Origin of the sequence: Nonomuraea sp. NPDC050394, from assembly GCF_044459065.1 — a bacterium.
Classification (GTDB): domain Bacteria; phylum Actinomycetota; class Actinomycetes; order Streptosporangiales; family Streptosporangiaceae; genus Nonomuraea.
Genome location: NZ_JBITIO010000015.1, coordinates 65724 through 87935 on the forward strand (window position 1 = coordinate 65724; position 22212 = coordinate 87935).

The 22212-nt window shown below is 69.9% G+C and carries 23 protein-coding genes; 11 read left to right on the forward strand and 12 right to left on the reverse strand.

The window, feature by feature from the left end; translation table 11 throughout:
- The first annotated feature begins 14 nt into the window (after positions 1 to 14).
- Complete coding sequence (locus ACIBKY_RS42250; RefSeq protein ID WP_379613191.1) at positions 15 to 662, forward strand: GNAT family N-acetyltransferase; 648 nt, start codon at positions 15 to 17, stop codon at positions 660 to 662.
- 244 nt (positions 663 to 906) lie between these two features.
- Positions 907 to 3888, forward strand: coding sequence for an AfsR/SARP family transcriptional regulator (locus tag ACIBKY_RS42255; RefSeq protein ID WP_397106130.1), 2982 nt, complete (start codon positions 907 to 909; stop codon positions 3886 to 3888).
- Positions 3889 to 4167: 279 nt separating this feature from the next.
- On the opposite strand, the gene ACIBKY_RS42260 is transcribed toward ACIBKY_RS42255, so the two are convergent.
- A complete protein-coding gene (locus ACIBKY_RS42260; protein ID WP_397106132.1) occupies positions 4168 to 5568 on the reverse strand; it encodes a methyltransferase in 1401 nt (466 codons plus the stop codon).
- 130 nt (positions 5569 to 5698) lie between these two features.
- On the opposite strand from ACIBKY_RS42260, the gene ACIBKY_RS42265 reads away from it, so the two are divergent.
- Positions 5699 to 6001: a hypothetical protein gene (locus ACIBKY_RS42265; protein ID WP_379613188.1), complete on the forward strand. Its 303-nt coding sequence runs from the start codon at positions 5699 to 5701 to the stop codon at positions 5999 to 6001.
- Here ACIBKY_RS42265 and ACIBKY_RS42270 read toward each other — a convergent pair.
- The 3 genes from ACIBKY_RS42270 to ACIBKY_RS42280 are packed head-to-tail and all read right to left on the reverse strand — an operon-like array spanning position 5976 to position 8094.
- Positions 5976 to 6950, reverse strand: coding sequence for an NAD(P)-dependent oxidoreductase (locus ACIBKY_RS42270; protein ID WP_397106134.1), 975 nt, complete (start codon positions 6948 to 6950; stop codon positions 5976 to 5978). The two genes, ACIBKY_RS42265 and ACIBKY_RS42270, sit on opposite strands and share 26 nt — an antisense overlap.
- Positions 6951 to 6985: 35 nt before the next feature.
- Complete coding sequence (locus tag ACIBKY_RS42275; RefSeq protein ID WP_397106136.1) at positions 6986 to 7585, reverse strand: TetR/AcrR family transcriptional regulator; 600 nt, start codon at positions 7583 to 7585, stop codon at positions 6986 to 6988.
- Positions 7582 to 8094, reverse strand: a complete 513-nt coding sequence (locus tag ACIBKY_RS42280) for a GNAT family N-acetyltransferase (protein ID WP_397106138.1) — start codon at positions 8092 to 8094, stop codon at positions 7582 to 7584. Before ACIBKY_RS42280 ends, ACIBKY_RS42275 begins: the two co-directional genes overlap by 4 nt.
- Before the next feature lie 60 nt (positions 8095 to 8154).
- Between ACIBKY_RS42280 and ACIBKY_RS42285 the strand changes: the two genes are divergently transcribed.
- Positions 8155 to 8622: a winged helix-turn-helix transcriptional regulator gene (locus ACIBKY_RS42285; protein WP_397106140.1), complete on the forward strand. Its 468-nt coding sequence runs from the start codon at positions 8155 to 8157 to the stop codon at positions 8620 to 8622.
- On the opposite strand, the gene ACIBKY_RS42290 is transcribed toward ACIBKY_RS42285, so the two are convergent.
- Positions 8596 to 9243 (reverse strand): VC0807 family protein, encoded by a 648-nt coding sequence (locus tag ACIBKY_RS42290; protein WP_397106142.1) that lies wholly within the window; start codon positions 9241 to 9243, stop codon positions 8596 to 8598. The two genes, ACIBKY_RS42285 and ACIBKY_RS42290, sit on opposite strands and share 27 nt — an antisense overlap.
- Positions 9244 to 9370: 127 nt before the next feature.
- On the opposite strand from ACIBKY_RS42290, the gene ACIBKY_RS42295 reads away from it, so the two are divergent.
- Together ACIBKY_RS42295 and ACIBKY_RS42300 are read left to right on the forward strand one after the other, a co-directional pair.
- Entirely contained in the window at positions 9371 to 10150 is a 780-nt protein-coding gene (locus ACIBKY_RS42295) for an SURF1 family protein (protein ID WP_397106144.1), read from the forward strand.
- A gap of 657 nt (positions 10151 to 10807) precedes the next feature.
- Positions 10808 to 11551, forward strand: a complete 744-nt coding sequence (locus ACIBKY_RS42300) for a tyrosine-protein phosphatase (RefSeq protein ID WP_397106146.1) — start codon at positions 10808 to 10810, stop codon at positions 11549 to 11551.
- Positions 11552 to 11748: 197 nt separating this feature from the next.
- Here the strand turns inward: ACIBKY_RS42300 and ACIBKY_RS42305 are convergent, their stop codons facing one another.
- Positions 11749 to 11967: a hypothetical protein gene (locus ACIBKY_RS42305; protein WP_397106148.1), complete on the reverse strand. Its 219-nt coding sequence runs from the start codon at positions 11965 to 11967 to the stop codon at positions 11749 to 11751.
- Positions 11968 to 12240: 273 nt separating this feature from the next.
- Between ACIBKY_RS42305 and ACIBKY_RS42310 the strand changes: the two genes are divergently transcribed.
- The 3 genes from ACIBKY_RS42310 to ACIBKY_RS42320 all read left to right on the forward strand — a co-directional run bounded on the left by ACIBKY_RS42310 (position 12241) and on the right by ACIBKY_RS42320 (position 14946).
- Entirely contained in the window at positions 12241 to 12987 is a 747-nt protein-coding gene (locus tag ACIBKY_RS42310; protein WP_397106150.1) for a helix-turn-helix domain-containing protein, read from the forward strand.
- Positions 12987 to 13457 (forward strand): NUDIX domain-containing protein, encoded by a 471-nt coding sequence (locus ACIBKY_RS42315; protein WP_397106494.1) that lies wholly within the window; start codon positions 12987 to 12989, stop codon positions 13455 to 13457. The genes ACIBKY_RS42310 and ACIBKY_RS42315 overlap by 1 nt, the downstream gene beginning before the upstream one ends.
- 292 nt (positions 13458 to 13749) lie before the next feature.
- Entirely contained in the window at positions 13750 to 14946 is a 1197-nt protein-coding gene (locus ACIBKY_RS42320) for an amidohydrolase family protein (RefSeq protein ID WP_397106152.1), read from the forward strand.
- Here ACIBKY_RS42320 and ACIBKY_RS42325 read toward each other — a convergent pair.
- The 3 genes from ACIBKY_RS42325 to ACIBKY_RS42335 are packed head-to-tail and all read right to left on the reverse strand — an operon-like array spanning position 14927 to position 17745.
- Positions 14927 to 15298 carry a YkvA family protein gene (locus ACIBKY_RS42325; RefSeq protein WP_397106154.1) on the reverse strand — a complete coding sequence of 124 codons (372 nt, stop codon included), beginning with the start codon at positions 15296 to 15298 and terminating at the stop codon, positions 14927 to 14929. The two genes, ACIBKY_RS42320 and ACIBKY_RS42325, sit on opposite strands and share 20 nt — an antisense overlap.
- A 58-nt stretch (positions 15299 to 15356) precedes the next feature.
- A complete protein-coding gene (locus ACIBKY_RS42330) occupies positions 15357 to 16775 on the reverse strand; it encodes an amidase (RefSeq protein WP_397106156.1) in 1419 nt (472 codons plus the stop codon).
- A gap of 10 nt (positions 16776 to 16785) precedes the next feature.
- Positions 16786 to 17745, reverse strand: a complete 960-nt coding sequence (locus ACIBKY_RS42335; protein WP_397106158.1) for an LLM class F420-dependent oxidoreductase — start codon at positions 17743 to 17745, stop codon at positions 16786 to 16788.
- Positions 17746 to 17850: 105 nt separating this feature from the next.
- Here ACIBKY_RS42335 and ACIBKY_RS42340 point away from each other — a divergent pair, with 105 nt between their 5' ends.
- Positions 17851 to 18033 (forward strand): hypothetical protein, encoded by a 183-nt coding sequence (locus ACIBKY_RS42340; protein ID WP_379613171.1) that lies wholly within the window; start codon positions 17851 to 17853, stop codon positions 18031 to 18033.
- On the opposite strand, the gene ACIBKY_RS42345 is transcribed toward ACIBKY_RS42340, so the two are convergent.
- Entirely contained in the window at positions 18002 to 18670 is a 669-nt protein-coding gene (locus ACIBKY_RS42345; protein ID WP_397106160.1) for a TetR family transcriptional regulator, read from the reverse strand. The genes ACIBKY_RS42340 and ACIBKY_RS42345 overlap by 32 nt on opposite strands.
- Before the next feature lie 354 nt (positions 18671 to 19024).
- Here ACIBKY_RS42345 and ACIBKY_RS42350 point away from each other — a divergent pair, with 354 nt between their 5' ends.
- Complete coding sequence (locus tag ACIBKY_RS42350) at positions 19025 to 19453, forward strand: hypothetical protein (RefSeq protein WP_397106162.1); 429 nt, start codon at positions 19025 to 19027, stop codon at positions 19451 to 19453.
- A 380-nt stretch (positions 19454 to 19833) separates the two neighbouring features.
- On the opposite strand, the gene ACIBKY_RS42355 is transcribed toward ACIBKY_RS42350, so the two are convergent.
- Together ACIBKY_RS42355 and ACIBKY_RS42360 are read right to left on the reverse strand one after the other, a co-directional pair.
- Complete coding sequence (locus tag ACIBKY_RS42355; protein ID WP_397106164.1) at positions 19834 to 20892, reverse strand: aspartate-semialdehyde dehydrogenase; 1059 nt, start codon at positions 20890 to 20892, stop codon at positions 19834 to 19836.
- Positions 20889 to 22178: an aspartate kinase gene (locus tag ACIBKY_RS42360; protein ID WP_397106166.1), complete on the reverse strand. Its 1290-nt coding sequence runs from the start codon at positions 22176 to 22178 to the stop codon at positions 20889 to 20891. The genes ACIBKY_RS42355 and ACIBKY_RS42360 overlap by 4 nt, the downstream gene beginning before the upstream one ends.
- Positions 22179 to 22212: the final 34 nt, after the last annotated feature.

The following is a 22212-nucleotide window of genomic DNA, read 5'->3' on the forward strand; positions in this document are numbered from 1 at the left end:
CTCATCATGTGCTCATGCCCGCTCTTGTCACCTTGTCCGGGCGCCTCGTGCGCCTGGAACCTCTCAGCCTCGCGGCGGTCGAAGACCTCGCCGCCGCGGCGAGTGAAGACCGCTCCACGTATGCCTTCACTCGCGTCCCGCATGGCCGGGACGAGGTTGCCTCCTATGTGGAGGCCGCCATGGCTGAGCAGGCGGAGGGCCGCACGATGCCCTTCGCCATCCGGTGGCTGCACACCGACCGTGTGGTCGGTGCCACCCGTCTGATGAACCTGGAGTATTGGCAGGGCCCCATGCCCTGGCCTCCGGGTGCTCGCGCGACGGTGGGCGACGTCCCGTCCGTGGCGGACATCGGTTACACCTGGCTGGCCGCTTCGGCCCAGGGCACAGGTGTGAACCGGGAGAGCAAGTTCCTGATGCTCTCACTCGCCTTCGAGACCTGGAACGTCCACCGCATCACGCTCAAAGCAGATGTAAGAAACGAACGGTCCCTGGCCGCCATCGAGGCCCTCGGCGCACACTTCGACGGGGTGCGGCGAGCGGAAAGCCGAGGCGCCGACGACACGGTCCGAGATACCGCGTTCTACTCGATCTTGAGCTCAGAATGGCCCGCGGTCCGAGAACGCCTGTCCGGCAGACTCGGGCTTGTCGAGGCCGCCGCATAGCAACCGTCCGCTAAGGCCCCGCCCGACATATCAGGGCGGGGCCCCTCATATCTATGGGGACAGGCACGGCCGCCCCCGTATCGGGGCCATGCCCGCTGCTCTATCAGCATCACCGGCCAGGCTCAACACCCGATCAACGGCGAATCAACGCTTCGGTTAACGAATTGGCTCATGCCTATGTGTTAGGCAAGTATGGATCTATCATTTGGTAACAAATCGTTCCATTGCCTGGGAGACACACGGCATGGCTGGTCACGCCATCGAAAGCGAACTGCGCTTCGCTGTGCTCGGTCCCGTTCGCGCATGGCGCGGCGGCCAGGAAGTCGATTTGGGTACCCCGTTGCAGCGCTCCATTCTGGGCATGCTTCTGCTGCGGGAAGGCCGGGCGGTCACGCCGACGGAGATGATCGACGCGGTGTGGGGTGAGGAAGCGCCGCCCCGCGCGCTGGGCGCGCTGCGCACGTACGTCTCCCGGCTGCGCACCGTGCTGGAGCCCCATCGTCCCGCGCGCACCCGTCCCGAGCTGCTGACCTCCGTCGGCCGGGGGTACGCGCTGCGCCTGCCGGACGGCGCCCTCGACCTGACCAGGTTCGAACGCGGCATCGCCGAGGCCGAGGCCGCCCGCCGGGCGGGAAAGCCCGCGGAGGCGGCCGACGGCATGCGCGGGGCGCTGGCGTTGTTCGAGGGCGAGCCGCTGGCCGGCGCCGTCGGCCCGTACGCCGACCATCAGCGCGACCGGCTGATCGAGCGCCGGCTCAGCGTGGTCGAGACGCTCATGGACGTCGACCTCGAACTCGGCAACCACCCGGCGATCGTCTCGGAACTGGTCGCGCTGACCGCCGACCACCCGCTGCGCGAGCGGCTGCGCGCCCAGCTGATGCTGGCCCTGTACCGGTGCGGCCGGCAGGGTGACGCGCTGGCGGTGTTCACCGACACCCGCGAGGCGCTGATCGAGGAGCTGGGCGTGGAGCCCAGCCGCGAGCTCACCGTCCTGCACCAGCGCATCCTGGCCGCCGACCCTGCGCTGGCCGTCTCGATCGTGGTCGACCTCACCGACGACACCGACGAGGTGGAGGAGCCGGCGCACGAGCTGCCGCGCCCGGCGCAGCTGCCCGCCGCCGTCAACGACTTCACCGGCCGCAAGGAGATCGCCGGACGGCTGCGCACGCTGCTGTCCTCGGCGCACAGCGGCACCCACGAGGGCGTCCCGGTCGCGGCGATCTGCGGCATCGGCGGTGTGGGCAAGACCGCGCTGGCCGTGCACGTGGCGCATCTGTCCGACGACCAGTTCCCCGACGGACAGCTCTATGCCGACCTGCGCGGCTACACCGACGAGGCGACCGCGCCTGAGTCGGCGCTCGGCGCGTTCCTGCGCGCGCTGGGCATCCCGCCGGACGTGATCCCGGAAGGGCTGTCGGAGCGTTCGGCGCTGTACCGGTCGCTGCTGGCCGAGCGGCGCATCCTGGTGCTGCTCGACAACGCCCGCGACGCCAAGCAGGTCAGCCCGCTGCTGCCGGGCACGCCCGGGTGCGCGGCGATCGTCACCAGCCGGGTCAAGCTGGCCGACCTGCCCTCCGCCCGCCTGATCGACCTGGACGTGATGGAGCCGGACGAGGCACTGTCGCTGTTCGCCACGGTGGCCGGGCCAGAACGGGTGGCCGCCGAGCACGGCGCGGCCATGGACGTGGTCGCCGCGTGCGGGTTCCTGCCGCTGGCGGTGCGGATCGTGGCCGCGCGGCTGGCCGCCCGCCCCTCCTGGACGGTCGCCTCGCTGGTGCCGCGGCTGGCCGACGAGCAGCGCCGGCTGGATGAGCTGCGGGTGGGCAACCTGGCCGTCGAGGCCACCTTCGCGCTCGGCTACGGCCAGCTCGACGCCGGCCAGTCGCGGGCCTTCCGGCTGCTGTCGCTGCCCAACGGGCCCGACATCTCGGCCGGGGCGGCCGCGGCGGTGCTGTCGATGAGCACGTTCGAGACCGAGGACCTGCTGGAGTCGCTGGTCGACGCCAGCCTGCTGGAGGCGCCGGCGCCGGGCCGCTACCGCTTCCACGATCTGCTCAAGCTGTTCGCCCGCCGTACCTTGGAGAAGTCGGAGCGGCCGCAGGCGCGCACGATGGCGTTGCGCCGGCTGCTCGGGTTCTATCTGGCCTCCTGCCAGTCGGCGCACCGGCTGGCCTACGAGGGCAGCATGATCTCCGACAACCTGGTCGTGGTCGGCAGCGGGCGTGTCTTCACCTCGGCCGACGACGCGGTGGCGTGGCTGATCGCCGAGGGCGACGCGCTGTTCGCCGCGATCAACCAGGCCGCCTCGGCCTCGCGCACCGGCGAGCAGTTGCTGCCCGCGGCCGACATGCTGCTGGCGATGGAGCCGCTGCTGGAGTCGGGCACCCACACCCGCGAGTTCGACCTGGCCACCCGGGCCGTGCTGGCCACCGCGCAGCGCATCGGCGACGCCGGCAGCGAGCTGCGCGCCCGGTACGTGCTGGGCCGCGTGCTGTTCGCCGGCAACCAGCTGCAGCAGGCGGAAGAGCAGTTCAGGATCGTCCACGAGCTGTCGGTCGACCGCGAGGAGAAGGTCGTCACCGGCGAGGTGCGCAACGCCCTGGCCGTCGTCGTCGGCCGCCAGCGCCGCCATACCGAGGCGCTCAACTGGTTCGACGCCGCCATGGAGTTCTACCGCGAGAACGGCGTGCCCGCCGGCGAGGCGCTGGTCCTGTCCTACTCCGCCCGCGAGCACCTCGGCCTCGGCCGCCCCGAGGACGCCATCGCCGCGGCGGAGAAGGGCCTGGCCATCTTCACCGAGATCGGCAGCGGCGCCGGCACCGCCCGCGCCCGCTACCACCTCGGCATCGTCCTGTCGCGGGTCGGGCGCATCGCCGAGGCCGTCCACCACCACGCCGAATGCCTCTCCTTCTTCCGGGCGAGCAAGCAGCGGGTGTGGGAGCAGCGGGTCTGCTCGCGCCTGGCCGAGACGTTCATCACCGCCGAGCGCTACTCCGACGCCGTCCGCCACGCCGAACAGGCCCTCGTGGTCAGCAGGGAGATCGGCCACCCCTACGGCGAGGCCCTCTCGCTTGAGGTGCTGGGCAAGGCGCTGATGGGCCTGGGGAGCACGACCCGCAGCACCGACTGCCTACGTCAGGCCTTCGACATCTTCTCCAGGCTCGGCGCCCCCGAAGCCGGGGACATCAAGGCCCTCCTCGACAACGCTCAGGTCGTCGAGACCTGAGTACAGCTCGTCGTCGAGTCGCGTCATCCATACGTGGTTGATCAAGGCTGCCCCTTGGTGGGAGCGGAAGGTTACAGCCCGGCCGGTCATCTACCGCCACGCTTCGCTAGGGGGCCCGGTTATCCGGATGCTCCACGTGGCGGCTAGCCGCCTCACTTGACGACCGGCCGGACCAGACACGAACCTCGAACCCCCCAGGTCCGTGTCTGTGCGCCCAGCTTCTCCCGGCCCTGTCAACGTCCAATCAACGCAGAATCAATGCCCTTTTCCCTTGACGGCTCACACGTGGAAGAAGCCTTCCGCGATGAGCGGGCGCAGGGCGTCGGCGTCGAGTTGTTCGCCGTCTCCCACCAGTTCCGCGATCACGTTGAGCAGCGGGCCCAGGGCCAGGTCGCCGTCGCAGACCCCCGCCAGGGCCGCCTCCACCGTGCCGACGTCCCGTGTCCTGCGCAGGCCTCTCGTCTGGCGGAGCACGATCTTCATGGGGTCCTCGGCGCCCGGCCGGCCGACGCGTTCGTCCAGCAGGCCCTCCACCGTACGCAGGCGCGCCTCCTCCAGGCCGGTGGCGCGGTGGGCGGCGGCGATCGCGTCGAGGACGCCGTCCACGTACTCGCCTACCGGGATCTCCACCTGGTGGGTCAGTTGCTCGACCCTGACCACCGGGTCCAGGGTGCCGGAGTTGCGCACGGTGATCCAGCCGAAGCCGATCCCCTCGACCTTGCGCTCGTCGAACCACGACAGCCACTGGTCGTAGTGCCGGGCGTAGCCGGGGGTGCCCTGTTCCGCCGCGTCCTTGAGCCACAGCTCCACGTACTCGGCCGGGTCCTGGACGTCGCGCTGCACCACCCAGCCGTCGCAGCCGGTCTCGCCCAGCCAGCCGCCCACGCGGTCGCGCCAGTCCTCGCCCTCGACGTGGAGCCAGTTGGCGAGGAAGTGGGCCTGGCCGTCGGGGTTGAGGTGGCGGGGGGCCTGCCGTACCAGGGCACGGCAGAAGTCGTCGCCGCCCACCTCGCGGTAGGTGAGCTTGCCGGCGGGTGAGATCACGAACGGCGGGTTGGAGACGATCAGGTCGAACAGCTCGTCCCGGACGGGCTCGTACATCGAGCCCGTCCTGGCGTCCACGCCGGTGATGCCGGACAGCGCCCAGCTCAGGCCGGCCAGTTCGACGGCACGCGGATTGACGTCGGTGGCGGTGATCCGCTCGGCGCGCCCGGCCAGGTGGAGCACCTGTACGCCGCAGCCGGTGCCCAGGTCGAGCGCGCGCTCCACCGGGCGGCGGGTGACGAGCTGGGCGAGGTTGGCCGAGGCGCCGCCCGCGCCCACCACGTGGTCGGGACTCAGCGCCGGGTCGCCGGGGCGTACCTTGCGGTCGGAGACGAGGTAGCCGTCGGTCTCCCACGGCTGCAGGTGGACGGTGGCCCGTACCTCGTCGCCGGCGGTCGTGACCAGGCCCGAGGCCAGGACCTCGGGGGCGACGCTCTTGGCGGGGACGGGGACGCCCAGCCAGAACAGGCGGATCAGGGTGGCCAGCGGGTCGCGTCCGGCCGTGGTCCGCAGGGCGGGGACCAGTTCCTCACGCGCGAGCGCACCGGCCGCCACCGCGCCCAGTCGATCGCGGACTCCGTCGATGGTGTAGCCGGTCTCCAGCAGATGCTCGCGCAGTCGTTCCACGGATCCCATCCTTCCACCGCGGACCGCAACTCACCCCAGACACCGACGCAAGATCAGAAACTCTGCGCAACCATACTGTTACGGAGTTACCCAAGCGTTCTGCAAGCGGGCAGTAAGGCACCCGCGGTATCTGTAGGAGGTGCTGATCCCCTGCCTCGCCTGCGAGTCCCGGTTCAGGCCCGACGAGTACTTCCGCGCCTGCACCGACTACAACCGCGGCCTGGACCTGGTCTCGTGGATCTGCCCGAGCTGCGGCAACCACGACGACCTCAGGGTGCTGCCGGGCGAGCTGGGTTTCGGCTATCCCTATCGCGGGCGCTTCGCCGTACACGACCGGCTGCGGGTGCCCGGCCTGCGCAGGCAGCGCGGCGAGCTCAGGCTCGACATCTCCCTCGACGCCCACAGCTGGCGGATCGCTACAAGAGTCCGGCTACCGGTATGACCGGCGGGCAGAGGTAGGCGGGCTCCTCTCCGCGCAGGGTGCGTCCGATGTCGGCCACCAGCGCGTGCGCGTGTTCGACATGGCTCTCCCCGGTGGCCGCGCCGAGGTGCGGGGTGAGCACCACGTTCTGCAGCCTGGTCAGCGGGTGGGCGGGGTCCAGCCACTCCCCCTCGAAGTGGTCGAGGCCGGCGCCGCCGAGCTGCCCCCACCGCAGGGCGTCCACCAGCGCCGACAGGTCGTGCAGGGCGCCGCGCGAGGTGTTGAGGTAGATCGCTCCCGGGCGCATGGCGGCGAACTCGGCCGGGCCCATGAAGCCGCGCGTCTCCTCGGTCACCGGCACGTGCAGGGAGACGATGTCGGCCTCGGCGATCAGTTCCGGCAGCGTGTGGGCGGCGTCGGCGGCGTAGGGGTCGCAGGCGATCACGTTCATGCCGAGGCCCTGGCCGCGCCAGCGCAGCGCCCTGCCGACCCGGCCCAGGCCGACGATGCCGAGCGTGCGTCCGGACAGGCGCAGGCCGCGGTGGCGCTCGGAAGGGGGGATTCTGCCGCGGTAGACGCGGCCGCGCCGTACCTCGCGATCGGCGGCCACCACGTGGCGGCTGACCGCGAACAGCAGCGCGATCGTGAGCTCCGCGACCGCGTCGGGGTCGCGGTCGGCGGCATGGAGTACGGCGACGCCGCGCTCGGCGGCCAGCGCCAGGTCGACGTTCGTCGGCGAGCCGACACAGGCCACGATGTCGAGCGGAAGGGACAGGACCGACGCGCGGACCTGGTCACCCTCTGTGACGATCACCGAGGCGCCGGTCTCGATGACGAGGTCGGCGAGTTGCTCGTCGGAGAAACCGAGGCTGGGCCGAGCGGGAACCTCGGCCAGATCGGCGAACTCGCCCAGACTGGCGAGAGCGGTCTCCGGCAGGGTGGGCAGGACCAGCGCCCGAGGTCGTCTCACATTTGTGACAATAACATCACAGAGGGTATTCGTCCCTATGCGTCCTGACGTTGGCGCAGGCTCTGCCACGCGGCCTCGCCCAGGCCCTTGATCTCCTCGTCGGTGGGCGTGTGGGCGCCGGCGAACCACAGACGGCACATCTCCTGGGCCGGGCCAAGCCACAGCACGTAGCACATGGTCGCGTGGACGGGCTGGAGCAGGCCGTTCTTCATGTGCGGCTTCCACCAGTCGGAGACCTGGCGGAAGAAGGCGCGGCGGGCGTCGGCGACCTCCTGGCCGCCGGGCTCGTTCTTGCGCGGCGGGCGTTCGCTGACCAGGATGCGGGCGCGTTCGGGGTACTCGCCGGCCCAGCGCATGTGGAAGGCCACGACCGCCTCGATGCCGTCGCGCGCCTCGGTCCGGCTGGTCAGCTCGGCCAGGAACTCGGCCTGGTAGACGGCGAGGATCTCGGAGTAGAGCACGCCGAAGACGTGTTCTTTGCTGGCGAAGTGGTGGTAGAAGCTGCCGACGCTGACGCCGCTCTCCTCACGGAGGCTGGCCAGCGTGGTGGCCGACACCCCGTCCTGGCTGAAGCGGCGGAGGGCACCCTCGATGATGCGGGTACGGCCGTCGCGTCCGTTCTTGACACTCTTCACGCAGTCAATGGTGAGCCAACAGAACCTTGTTCCGCAAATACCACCGCCTGCTTGATCATAGCGGTCACCTCGACCGAACCGGAAGAGACCGTCAATTTCGCGTCGGGCCAGGCCCTGCGGATCAGGCGCAGGGCCCGCCGGTTCTCGCCGAGAACGTCCATGGCGACGGTGGTCGCGCCGCGGATGGCGGCGCGTATCAGCAGCGTGTTGACCAGTTTCGGCCCAAGGCCGACCCCCTGCCACTGGTCGGTGACGACCACGGCCACTTCGACGTCGGTGCGGCAGCCCCGGTAGCTCATCGCGTGGGCGACGATCTCGCCCTCGTGGACGGCGACCAGCGCGTCCCTGAGCTCGTCGATCTTCATCAGAGCACCGACCATGCCGGCCGACGGGCGGCTGAACCCCGTGAAGAACCGCAGCGTCTGCGTGTGCAGCGACAACCCCGCGAGGAAGCACCGGAGCGCGGCCTCGTCCCCCGTGCGTATGGGGCGAATCTGGGTTCCCTTCATAGACCCAGCGTCTCGCGGCGCACCTGAGTCTGTCAACTAGACTCAGGTATGATATGCGGCATGAACGTGCCCTTCCGGGTGAGCAACTGCTCGATCGAGCGGACCCTGGACGTCGTCGGCGAGAAGTGGACCTTCCTGGTGCTGCGCGAGGCCTTCAGCGGCGTACGGCGCTTCGCCGACATGCAGGCCATGACCGGCGCGCCGCGCCAGGTGCTCAGCGCCCGCCTCGCCCGGCTCGTGGACGAGGGGCTGCTGCGCAAGGTGCCCTACCGCGAGCCCGGCCAGCGCCAGCGTGACGAGTATCGGCTGACGGAGAAGGGACGCGACCTCTATCCGCTGCTGGTCGCGCTCATGCACTTCGGTGACAAGTACCTCTCCGACGACGCCGGACCGGCGGTCGAACTCACCCACCGCGACTGCGGCGCCCCCATCGAGCAGTACTTCCGCTGCGCCGACGGCCACGAGGTCAGCGGACCCCGCGAGGTCACGCCGGAACCCGGCTCAGGCGCGGAGCTGAAGAGCGCGTAGGCAGCGGCGGAAGTCCAGCACCGAGGCCACGGCCATGGCCGTCATCAGCAGGGCCACCAGCGACGTGCGCAGGGCCAGGAACGTCCCGATGGTCTGGCTGAGCAGGATCCACAGCGTGAGCGTGCCGTTGAGCAACTGGGCGCAGCCCCAGGCCAGCGACTGGCGGACGAAGAAGCGCCGCATCACCGGATGCCCCGCGACCTGGCCGGGCAGCGGCACCAGGTCGAGCGTGATCCGCTCGGCCAGCGGCCTGCGTCCGCGGGCGGTGGCCAGGAACACCAGGCTCACCGCGAACACCCCGCACGTCGGCGGCAGGAAGAACCACCGCACGTCCCCCGCGGCCAGCGCGACCACCACGCGCGCCGTGATGCCCACCGCGGCCAGGATCACCGTGCCCGGCATCGGCTGACCGCGCACCAGACGCACCGCCATGCCGCCGAACACCCAGGCCGCCGAGGCCGCCATGCCCGCCACCTCGCCGCCGGCCAGCATGCCCGCGTAGAAGAGCGCGACGGGCAGAATCATGCTCTCCAGTACGCGCGGTGCCGCGTGCAGCAGGAGCGTTCCCATGCGGGGCAACACGAAGGCGGTGGGCGCGGGTGGCGCGACAAGAAGGGTCATTCAGGACGTCTTGCTCTTGAGGGGCGGCACGAGTCCCGACCGTACGCGATCACCTGCGCTTTGGTAACCCGTTCGACCAGATCGGGCTGAGTGAGGAACCACCGCTCCCGGTGCCTACCCTTTAAGGGTGTACCGGTTCCTCCTGACCCCTCGATGGGTGGCGCTCCACATCGTGGTGCTGCTGGTCATCCCCGCCTTCGTCTTCCTGGGCAGGTGGCAGTTCGGGCGGTTCGAGGAGCGCTCGGCCAACAGCGAGCGCGTCACCGCCAACATCACGGCCGCGCCGGTGCCGCTGGGCTCGCTGACCGGGCCCGGCCGCACGGTCAGCGAAGAGGACCGCTACCGGCTGGTGACCGCCTCCGGCTCCTACGATCAGGCACACGCCCTGGTGGTACGGCGGCGGCCCCAGGAAGGGCGGCCTGGGTACTTCGTGCTGACCCCGCTCGTCACCGGCGACGGGCAGGCCGTGCTGGTGAACCGTGGATGGGTGAAGGCCGGGGCGAGCGCGGACGCGCCACCCGAGGTGCCCGCGCCGCCTGCCGGACAGGTGAATGTCACCGGGCGGCTACGGCTGACCGAGACCGAGGAGACCAGCGGGATCAAGGAGCGGGGCGGGCTGCCGCCTGGGCAGGTGCTCCTGATCAACCCTGGGAAGATCGGGGCGGCGCTGCCGTACCGGCTGGTGGACGGCTACGTGGAGCTGACCGAGCAGCGGCCGTCGGCGGCCGCGGCGCCGGAGCCGGTGCCGGCGCCTGACGTGGGGTCGGGCGGGGGGCTCAACCTGGCGTACGGCGTGCAGTGGTGGTTGTTCATCGGGCTGGCGATCGGCGGGTGGATCCTGCTGATCCGGCGCGAGGTGGCCGACAGGAAGGCCGAGCAGGAGACGCCTGTCACGGTCGAGGTGTGAGGCAAGGTCTTGCACATCGGCGCGCTTCGCGCGTTTCAGGGTTCCAGGCGTTCCTCCAGTCGAGCTGAAGCTCGACCCCTGAAGGCCCTCCCTCCGGTCGGACGCTTTCCTGCCCACCCCCTTGCCCAGCCAAGTGGTTGAGCAGCTGGAGCCCACCCCGATCACAATCGTGCTCCGCTATCGCTCCGCGCGCCCTCCGTCGGGCCAAGGCCCGACTACCCGCTTGCGCTCCCCTTAGCAGGCAGCCTCAACCGCCCGCATGTCCACCCCGGCAGAACTCCCTCGCTGCCCTGGAGTTGCAGACCGGTTCAACGCGACCCGGCCATGCAGCGGGGCAGGGCTTGGGGGCGCCTACGGATCAGGTCGACCGTGGTGATCCGGCGCGAGGTGGCCGACAGGAAGGCCGAGCAGGAGACGCCTGTCGCGGTCTAGGCATGAGGCGAAACCCTCAGGAAGGCTCCTGCCGCGGTCGAGGTGTGAAGCGGGACCCGCAGGAGGCTCCCTGCATGGTCGAGGTGTGAGGCGGGACCCGCAGGAGGCTCCCTGCATGGTCGAGGTGTGAGGCGAAACCGGCACGAGACGCCTGGCACGGGCGGGGTGTGAGGCGAAACCGGCACGAGACGCCTGGCACGGGCGGGGTGTGATTACGTTCTAGGTGTGACCCGCCATATCGAGTTCGCAAATATCCACAACTTTCGCGACGTCGGTGGATATGTCGCCCATGACGGGCGGAGTGTGCGGTGGCAGCGGCTCTACCGGGCCGACTCGCTCGGCTGGCTGGCCGGGCCGGACATCGCCACGTTCCGCTCCCTGAAGGTCAGGACCGTCATCGACCTGCGACATCCCTCCGAAGTCGAGAGGCGCGGGCGCGTACCGGAGACCGATGGGCTGCGCTACCACAACCTCCCCGTGGAGGGCCGCACCTGGGACCTCGCCACCTTCGACCCATTGACCGGGGTGGAACGCTTTCTCGCCGACCGCTACCTGGAGGTGTCGGAGGACGGCGTCCCGCTCCTGCGCTCGGCCATCGAGACCATCGCCGAGGCCGACAACGCCCCTGTCGTCATCCACTGCGCCGCGGGCAAGGACCGCACCGGCATCCTCACCGCGCTGGTGCTGTCGCTGGCAGGCGTGGCGGTCACGGACATCGTCGCCGACTACGCCCTGACCGGATTGGCGACGCCCCGCTTCCTGGCGGACTGGCAGACCAGGAACAAGGACGCCCTCATGTGGGCCGGGTACGGGGCGGCACCGGCGGGGGCGATGGAGTTGTTCCTGACGGAGATGGACCGGCGGCACGGCTCCCTGCGGGCGTACTCCTCAGACGTCCTGGGCCTGGACCCCAAGACGATCACCAAACTGCGCGCCCATCTACTGACTGACCCGATCTCCCCCGGGTAGGAGGGGCCGGGGTCCGCGGTGAGCAGCACCCTCACAACGGCGGACCCTCCGGCCCGGGATCGCCACCCCACCCCCCTCCAGGCGATCCCGGGTCCCAAGGGCAAGGTCTTGCACATCGGCGCGGTGACCGCAGCTCGGGAGCACGACACCGACCCCGCACAGACCAGGGCCGGAAGCCGGCCACGCCTGAGACGTGTCTACCGGGTCAAGCACGCGAGCACCCGGTCAAGGGCGGCGTCCACATAACGTCCGAGTTCGGCAACCTCGCGTACCATCCGAGAACGCTCACCCTCCTCCCACGCTGTGATCGCCTCGGCGAGGGAGGCGAAGCCGGCCTTCCTGACCATGACGATGCCCCCGTCGATCGTGCGGGCCGCCAGCCCTCCGCTGAGGGTCGTCCATGCCGCGTAGGCCATCAGGAGACCGCCTCACGGGCAGCAGACTCAGGGTCCCGGGTCAGCGCCCGGCCGGTTCTCGTGACCACCAGGAGGCCGCCGCGCTCAGTGGTGATACGCCCGACGAGCTCAGAACCCTTGCTGATCTCCAGTTCGGGCGCCAATCGCTGTGGCGACGCGGGCCGCGGCCGGCTCTCTGGGTGAGTCATGCACTCAGCGTGCCGAGTCGTCCGGGGACGCGAAACCTCGGCCAAGTGCGCTTGAGGGACGTCTCCGGCGGCGTATAAACGTCCCATGGCCGGTAACGAGCGCCTCCGTTCCGCGTTGCTCACGGCGGGTTTGAACGTCCGGCAACTGGCCGAAGCGGTCGGTGTCGATCCCAAGACCGTGGAACGCTGGGTGAACACCGGCCGGACCCCGCATCCGCGGATGGCGCACCGGGCCGCGGCCGTCCTTCGGGAGGACCTCACCCATCTGTGGCCCGCGATCGAGCAGGGCAGGCGCGGACACCGCACCGGTCACGAACTGATCGCGGTCTACCCGACCAGGGCGACAGCACCCTTGGAGCTATGGCGAGTCCTCTTCGAGCGGGCGCGAACGCACATCGGCATCCTGGTCTACGCGGCCAATTTCCTGCACGAGTCGTGGCCCGGCTTCTCCGAGCTGCTGGCCGCCAAGAGCGGTGACGGCTGCCGGGTGCGGGTGCTGCTTGGAGATCCGGACTCTCCGGTGATCACGGCCAGGGGCGAGGAGGAGCGCTACGGCCACGGCATCGAAAGCCGGTGCCGTGTCGCGGTCATGCGCTACCGGCCCTTGGCCGCGTCGGGGGTCGAGGTCCGCCTACATGACACCACGCTCTACAACTCCCTGTTCGCCGGGGACGACCACATGATCGTCAACGCTCACGTGTTCGGCATGAACGCCTACGGCGCGCCCGTTTACCACCTGCGGCGCGGCGGTGAAGGCGGGCTGTTCGACGTGTACGCGGCCAGCCTCGACGCGGTCTGGGAACGGTCGCGGCCTCTCGGGGAAGGCCCGTGATGGCGCGTACGGAGTTCTTCGACGACCCGCACGCCCCTGAGCCCAACCGGCTCGTGGTGGGGGTCGCGGTAGCCGTCACCGATGACGCCGGGCGCATCTTGTTGCAGCGGCGCGCCGACAACGGGCTGTGGGCCCTGCCTGGTGGGGGGATGGATCTGACGGAGTCGGTCCCGCAGGCCGCCGTACGGGAGGTCAAAGAGGAAACTGGTCTGGAGGTCGAGATCACCGGCATGGTCGGGCTCTACACCGACGCGCGCCATGTGATCGCCTACACCGATGGCGAGGTGAGACGGCAGTTCGCGATCGTGTTGCGGGGGCGGATGATCGGGGGCGAGCCGGTCGTCAGCGAGGAGTCCACCGAGGTGGCCTGGGTGTCGGGAAGCGACCTCGACGGCCTGCCCATGCATCACACACAGCGACTCCGCCTCACACACGTGATCGAGGACAGGCCTGAGCCTTACATCGGGTGAGAGGCCAGTCGTCATCCGTCTGCGGGCCCGGCAAGGCCGCTCAGGTCCTTCACCGTCGGTCACCCAGCCGCTCTCCAGCCGTCCCCCTGGCCTGACCGGGCAACGGTCGCAAGGTATGTCGGCGGCGGCGGGAGGGGGATTCCAGCCCCACGAAACACACGGACATCGGGCCGTCAAGACCGGTTGTCAAGGAGTTCCGGGGGCGAATGCGGCGGTAGGGCGGGGTTTTGGGGCGGTTGACGGGGGCCTGGCAGCTTGTTCGAGGTCATGCCGTCGTCGTACGGTTACCTGCGTGACTACGCCGCTGCTCCCCGACCCCGAACCGAGGCGGCGCGACTACGTGATCATCTCCGCCGACGATCACCTGATCGAGCCGCCCGACCTCTTCGAGGACCGGCTGGCGGAGAAGTACACCGAGGTCGCGCCCAAGGTCGTGGAGACGGAGGCGGGTCACCAGGTCTGGCGGTACGGCGGAGCCACGTACCCGTGCGCCGGCATCGACGTGGGCGCCGGCCTGCCCCGTGAGCAATGGACCCTCGACCCGGTCAGGTTCGAGAACATGCGCCCCGGCTGCCACGACATCGAGGCCCGCATCCAGGACATGGACACGGCCGGCATCTGGGCCGCCCTCTGTTTTCCGGGCATGCTGGCCGGGCAGTCCGGCATGCCGTTCGCCCGCACCAGAGACCAAGAGCTGGGCCTGGCCCTCGTCAAGGCCTGGAACGACTGGCACATCGACGTCTGGGCCGGCACCTACCCCGAGCGGATCGTCGGCCTTCAGCTCCCGTGGCTGCCCGACCCCGACGTCGCGGCGAAGGAGATCCGGGCCAACGCCGCGCGCGGCTTCAAGGCGGTCGTCTTCCCGGAGTTCCCGACGAGGCTGCGGCTGCCGTCGATCCACTCCGACCACTGGGATCCGTTCTTCGCCGCCTGCGAGGAGACCGGCACCGTCGTCTGCCTGCACACCGGGGACTCCAGCTGGTCTCCGGTGCCCTCCCCCGACACGCCCATCGAGGCGATCACCACGCTGATGCCGACGAGCGCCATGTTCGCCTGCGCCGACTGGTTGTGGTCGGGCATCCCGCTGCGGTTCCCGAACCTGCGGGTGCTCATCGTGGAGGGCGGGGTGGGCTGGCTGCCGATGCTGGCCGAGCGTGCCGACTACGCCCTCGACCACCCGGTCGCGGGCGAGGCGTCGTGGGAGGGCGGGCTGAAGCCGAGTGAGGTCCTGCGCCGCAACTTCTTCTTCGGCACGCTCGACGACCACGCCCTGTCAGGGGTACGGCTGGCGGTCGGCCTCGACCACGTGCTCCAGGAAAGCGGATACCCGCACTCCGACTCGACCTGGCCCGACACCCAGCAGGCCGTGGCCAGGAACCTCGGCCAGCTCCCGCCGGCCGACATCGCCAGGGTCGCGTACGGCAACGCCGCCCGGCTGTTCGGGCACCCGTTGCCGTCGCGAGCGTGGCTCAGGCGCGAGGAGCTGTAGGGGGAAGGTTGGGAGGAACGACCGCGCCCTGGATGACCTGGCGCTCCCAGCCGATGTAGCGCCCGCTCTCCCCGATCAGGGAGCCCATCAGCCACAGGAACACGCCGAAGTCGTCGGCCACGCCGACGAGCAGGAGGAATTCGGGGATCAGGTCGATGGGCGAGATCAGGTAGACCACGCCGAGCCCCATCAGGGCGAGCTTGTTCTTGCCCATGCCCGGGTACTGACCCCGGGTCACGGCGCCGATCATGCGCGGGATCGCGCGGACACGCTTCATGAGACCCGGGGAGCCGGGCTCGCTCACGTCGCGATATGTACGCCAGACCGCTGCCGCGCGGCTTGCTTTAGGCATAGGTGCGCCACCTCCTTCACGACATAACGTGTTACCCGCTCAGGTTGGTTCCTAACGATCAGCGCATGGCCGGATGCCCGAAGGGGCGGGCGGATTCGATCTGGGCGGCCAGCCGTACGAGAAGGTCCTCGCGGCCTGTGGCGGCGACCAGCTGGACGCCCACGGGAAGGCCCGCGGCGGTCCTGTGCAGGGGCAGGGAGACGCTGGGCTGGCCGGTGGCGTTGAAGACGGAGGTGTAGGAGACGGCGTGGGCGGTACGGCCGAAGCCGGTGCTGAGGTCGTCCGGGGGCAGCCAGCCCAGCGGGAACGGCGGCACGCCGAGCGAGGGCGCGAGCAGCACGTCGAAGCCGGAGCGCCACCAGGCGGCCATGCGGCGGCGGAAGCCGTCCATCCACTGGACGGCGAGGACGTGCTCGACGGCGGTGCGCCGGGCGCCGGTCTCGGCCATGGCGCGGTTGCGTGGCTCCAGTTCGTCCAGGGACACGGGGCGGCCGCGCCAGGCACCGACGCTCTGTACTTCGGCGGCGACGTTCGCGGCGACGAGGGCGCCGAAGTGGTGGGGGAAGTCGGGGTTGCCGAGCTCGTCCGGGTGGCCGGGTTCGACGTGGTGGCCCAGGGACTCCAGCAGGTTCGCGGCGCCGGTGACGGCGGCGGTCAGTTCCTCAGGCTCGGGTACGTCGCCGCGCGGGTGGCGGGTCACGAAGCCGACGCGCAGCCGTCCCGGATCGGCGCCGACCTCCTCGGCCAGCGGGCGGGGCAGTGCGGGCGCGGTGTAGGGGTCGCCCTCCTCCAGGCCGGCGATCAGGTCGAGCACGGCGGCGGTGTCCCTGACGGTCCTGCTGACCAGCCCGGCCACCGAGAACCCGCTCCAGCCCTCCCCGCCCGACGGTCCATAGCTGGAGCGGCCTTTGGTGGGTTTCAGCCCCACCAGGCCGCACAGGGAGGCGGGGATGCGGATCGAGCCGCCGCCGTCGCTGGCCGAGGCCACCGCGACCATCCCGGCCGCCACCGCCGCCGCGGAGCCGCCGCTTGAGCCACCCGCCGAGTACGCGGGGTCGTAGGGATTGCGCGTGGGCCCGAACGCGACCGGTTCCGTGGTGATCGTGGTGCCGAACTCCGGCGTGCTGGTCCTGCCGAGGATCACGAACCCGGCCGCCTTCAGCTTGGCCACGCTGTAGGCGTCCGCGGCGACCGTGACCCCGTCCAGCGTGCGCGACCCGGCGTTGTACGGCTCGCCCTTCTCCGCCCAGCCGAGATCCTTCAGCAGAATCGGCACCCCGCGAAACGGCGTGCCCTCGGGCAACTCGCCCGCCTCGGCCAGCGCGCGCTCGAACCGCCGGTGCACGACCGCGCCGATCTCCCCGTCGTGCTTGTCGATCTTCGCGATCGCCGCCTCGGCCAGCTCACGCGGGGACACCCGCCCATCCCGTACGGCCAGCGCCTGCCCGACCGCGTCCAGCCGGAGGATCTCGTCCACAGGTTCTCCCCTAAGCCTTCGGCGCCAGCGCGCGTACCGCCTGGTCGATGGAGAGCTCGCCACCGGGGACCGGCGCGAGCACGGGGGTGTCGAGGCCGTTGGCGACATACTCGCCGATCCTGGCCCGGCAGGTGGCGGCATCGCCGTGCACGATCAGCGCGTCGACCACCTCGTCGGGGATGGCCTTGAGCGCGGCCTGCCGGTCGCCGGCGGCCCACGCCTCGTGCATCGGCCGCAGCACCTCACCGCGCCCCAGCCAGTCGTGGAAGGCGGCGTACGCGGGCACGGTCAGATAGGCCGCCAGCATCCAGCGCCCCATCTCGCGCACCCTGTCGGCGTCCTCGCTCACGCAGACGAACAACCGGGCGATCAGCTCGGTCTCCCCGCCCAGTTCGGCGCGGACCTTGTGCACGTCCTCGGGCGCGAGCCAGTTGGTGATCGCGCCGTCGGCCTCGCTCGCCGCCAGGCGCAGCATCCGGGGCCGCAGCGCGGCCAGCACGATCTTCGGCGCCACCCGGGGCGCCCGCTCCAGTTTGAAGCCCTTGACCTCGAACGTCTCGTACCGCTGCGACACCTTCTCCCCCGCGAGCGCCTCGCGCAGGAAGCGCAGCGTGTCCCGGGTGCGCTGGTACGGCCGCGCGAACTCCACCGCGTTCCACCGCCCCACGACGGCCGGAGAGGACGAACCGATGCCGAGCACGAAGCGGCCGGGGGCGAGATCGGCCAGCGTGGCCGCCGACATGGCCAGCAGCCCGGGGCCACGGGTGAAGACCGGGACGATGGCGCTGCCCAGCCGCAGCCCAGGCGCCCACTCCCCGGCCATGGCCAGCGGCATGAACCCGTCGGTCCCGTTGACCTCCGCCGACCAGGCGTCGGTGTAGCCGAGCGCGGGCAGTTCGGCGATCAGCTCCTTCGACTCGGCCAGCGAGCGGTCGTAGAAGGGGATCGTCATGCCCCAGTTCTGTGTCATCGCACCCTCCAGCGTGTTAGGGCGACCATACCAACCAGCCGGTATGTACGCGCCGCTTGATCGCGATTAACCGCCTCCGGCGCTCTGACGTGCTAAAACATCCCCGTGAGACGAACCCGGCTGCTCGCGGCCGTAGTACTGACCGGTGGCCTGGCGATCCCCTTCCTGGCCTCCGTGATCGCCGTGGCCGCAGAGGACACCGGCCCCACCTGCACACTCCCGGCCACGATGCTGCCGCTGTGCTCGGGCACGCCGGTCAAGCCCGCAGCTCATGCACGGCCCCGATGAAGTCCTTGGTGATCCCCCGCAGTCCGGGCAGATGAGACAGGCCCACGAGCCGGTCCACGAGCGGCACCGTCACCTCGATCAGCCGGTACGTGCGCCGGCACCCCGGCGAGGTGTCGTGCACCCAGAACAGCACCATGCCCATCGACAGCAGCCACAGCAGCTCGGGCAGTTCCTCACGCAGCTCGGAGTCCATCTTGTCCCGCGAGCCCTCGACCACCTGCCGGTAGATCGCGATGCCGGCCTCCCTGGCGGGTGAGGACTGGGCGCTGAACGGGCTGAGCGGGTTCGTCGGCTCCGCCGCGTGCTTGAAGAACTTCACCGCGAACTCGTGGTACGGCTCGGAGACGCGTACCCACTCACCGAGCACGCCGCTCAGCCGGGCCGCGAACGAGCGCTCCGTCGCGAGCAGCTCGCGGCAGGCCTCTTCGTGCTCCGTCTGGGCGCGGTCGTAGTAGGCCTGGATCAACGCCTCCTTGCTCGCGAAGTAGTAGTAGGCGTTACCCACGGATACCCCGGCCTCGGCCGCGATTGCCCGCATCGTCGTCGCATCGAAGCCGCGCTCCCGAAACAGTCTCAAGGCCGTCTCGACGATGACCTCTCGGGTGCTCTCCGATCCTCGGTTTCGGGGTTCGGACACCCTCGTCACTTTACGGGCAAGACCGCCTTTAGGTCATGGAGCCGCACGGTGATCGCCGCCACAAGGCAAAGATCGCTCTGAGGAAGGGGTCATCTGGTGTGAAGCGTGGGATTGATGTTTCTGGCGGGAGGGCTATTCCGCGAAAAGAGCATCGACATGTGGATACGTGGCAAGGTGCGGCTGATGGTCGTCGCACTCCTCGGCCTTGAGATCTCGATAATCGCATTGGCATCGGCCGCATCCGCTGCTTCGACAGGAGAAGCACGGAAGTCGCCGCCACCGGTAACGCGCACGTACGCGATCGAAGGAGGCATTCACACCGGACACTGGTTCACGACGGCCGACCCCCCGAAGGTGGACCTGAAGCGAGTGAAGACCCGGCAGGCCGCCGTACGCATCTCGCACGGCACGGCAGTGGGCCGCCTCAAGAGCGCCGGCCTGCGCTGGAAGTCGACGGGCGGCTGCGCCAACCGGCGGCTGCGGTACTGCACCTCGCTGGACTCCGTCCGCACGGCCACGATCGCCAAGATCATCGAGCTGAAGCGGGACAGCGGCTGCAAGATCATGGTGACCGGCGGCACCGAGGCGGGCCACATGCCCGGCCGCTACAGCCACGAGCACGGCTACAAGCTGGACATCTCCTTGAGCCCATGCGTCGACCGGCACATCGCCACCAGCCACGACCGCGTGGGCACCCGCAGCGACGGCTCACCCCTGTACCGCTCCTCAGACGGAACCGTCTTCGCCAAGGAGTCCGACCACTGGGACATCTTGTTCCGCTGACCCAGAGGCGCGAACGGCCCCGCAGCCGGCACACACCCAAGAACCCAGAGTGGCCCAAGAGGTTCCCGTGCCGGGCCAACCCCCCACCAGACTTCCCCGCCACCCACGGCACCTATCCACCACACCACGCACTGACCCGCCCCCGACGCTTGTCGCGCCGGTACGGCGAGCACCCGCACGGCCGAACCCGGCGCAATGCGCACGGCGCCCAGCCGGAGCCCGTGGAACCCGGTCAAGAGGGCCTTGTGACGGCGGGGACCACGTCCGACGTGAGAAGCGCCCGATGACCGGGGGCGACCCACGCCGGACGGAGGCGGATCCGGAGGCCTCGCCGTAACGGATAGAGGCGGTTAAGGCCTCGCCGTAACGGATAGAGGCGGTTAGAGCTCGGCGGCGACCAGTTCGGCGATCTCGGCGGCGTTCAGGGCCGCACCCTTGCGCAGGTTGTCGCCGCAGACGAACAGGTCCAGCGTGTTGGGGAAGTCGATCGCCTGCCGGACCCGCCCCACATACGTGGGATCCGTGCCGACCACCTCAAGCGGCGTCGGCCACACCCCGTTGGCCGGGTCGTCCACCAGCACCACCGTCGGCGCCGCCGTGAGCACGCGGTGCGCGCCCGCCACCGTCACCTCGCGCTCGAAGCGCGCGTGCACCGCCAGCGAGTGCGTCGTGACCACCGGCACCCGCACGCAGGTCGCGGAGACCTTCAGCTCAGGGATGCCGAGGATCTTGCGGGACTCGTTGCGGAGCTTGAGCTCCTCGGACGCCCAGCCGTCCTCCTTGAGCGAGCCCGCCCACGGCACCACGTTGAACGCGAGCGGTGCCGGGAACGGCGAGTCGGCGGGCAGCTTCTTGTCGAGGACCTGGCGTACGTCACCGGCCACCTGGCCGATGTTGCGGTCTCCGGCCAGCGCCTCGATCTCGTCGTAGAGACGGGCCGAACCCGCCACTCCCGCGCCGGACGCCGCCTGGTAGGAGGCGACGACGAGCTCCTGGAGGCCGTACTCGGCGTGCAGGGCGCCCATCGCGGCCATCATCGACAGCGTGGTGCAGTTGGGAGTGGAGATGATGTTGCGCGGCCGCCGGCGGGCGTCGAGCGGGTTCACCTCGGGGACCACGAGCGGGACGTCCGCGTGCATGCGGAACGTGCCGGACTTGTCGATCGCGATCGCGCCGCGCTCGGCCGCGACCGGCACCCACTCGGCCGACACCTCGTCGGGCACGTCGAAGATGGCGATGTCGATGCCGTCGAAGACCTCGGGCGCCAGCGCCTGGACGACGACGTCCTCGCCACGGACCTTCAGCACCTTTCCGGCGCTGCGCGGGGAGGCCACGAGGCGGATCTCGCCCCAGATGTCCGCCCGGTTGGTGACGATGTCGCGCATGACGGTGCCAACCGCACCCGTCGCGCCCACGAGTGCGAGATTGGGCCTGCTCATCTGCCGGTTCCTCCGTACACGACTGCTTCCACCTGGTCTGCGTCAAGGTCGAACGCCCGGTGGGCGGCGGCCACGGCCGCGTCCACACCCTCCTGCTCGACGATCACCGAGATGCGGATCTCCGACGTGGAGATCATCTCGATGTTGACCCCCGCGTCGGCGAGGGCCGCGAAGAACGTCGCGGTCACGCCGGGGTGCGAGCGCATGCCCGCGCCGATCAGCGAGACCTTGCCGATCTGGTCATCGAACAGCAGCGACTCGAAGCCGACCTTGTCCTGGATCTTCTTCAGCGACGTCAGCGCCGTGGAGGCGTCGGTCGTGGGAAGCGTGAAGGAGATGTCGGTACGGCCCGTCGCCGCGGCCGAGACGTTCTGCACGATCATGTCGATGTTGATCTCGGCGTCGGCCAGGGTTTTGAAGATGTGGGCAGCCTCGCCGACCTTGTCGGGAACCCCGACAACGGTGATCTTGGCCTCGCTCCGGTCGTGCGCGACGCCGGAGATGATCGGCTGCTCCATCTCGGTTCCTTCACTCGCTTCGTTCGGGGTGTAAGGGTCGGACACGACCCACGTGCCTTCCTTGGTGCTGAAAGAGCTGCGTACGTGGATCGGCAGGTTGAAGCGGCGAGCATACTCGACGCACCGGAGGTGCAGGATCTTCGCGCCGCACGCCGCCATCTCCATCATCTCCTCGTAGGAGATCTTGGGGATCTTTCTGGCGGCGGGCACGATCCTGGGGTCGGCGGTGAAGATGCCGTCGACGTCGGTGTAGATCTCGCAGACGTCGGCCTCCAGGGAGGCCGCCAGCGCCACCGCGGTGGTGTCGGAGCCGCCCCTGCCGAGGGTGGTGATGTCCTTGGTGTCCTGCGAGACGCCCTGGAATCCGGCCACGATCGCGATGCGGCCGTGGTCGAGCGCCTCACGGATACGGCCCGGCGTCACGTCGATGATGCGCGCGTTGCCATGGGACGAGGTGGTGATCACACCCGCCTGCGATCCGGTGAACGAACGCGCCTCATGGCCCAGGTTGGCGATCGCCATCGCCAGCAGGGCCATCGAGATGCGCTCGCCCGAGGTCAGCAACATGTCGAGCTCACGGCCCGGCGGCAGCGGCGACACCTGCTCGGCCAGGTCGAGCAGCTCATCCGTCGTGTCGCCCATGGCAGAAACGATCACGACCACGTCGTTGCCGGCTTTTTTCGTCGCGACGATCCGCTGCGCGACCCGCTTGATGCAGGACGCGTCGGCGACGGACGAACCACCGTACTTTTGCACAACGAGCGCCACGAGAGTCTCCCGGTCTGGACTGTGAGCTGCCAGT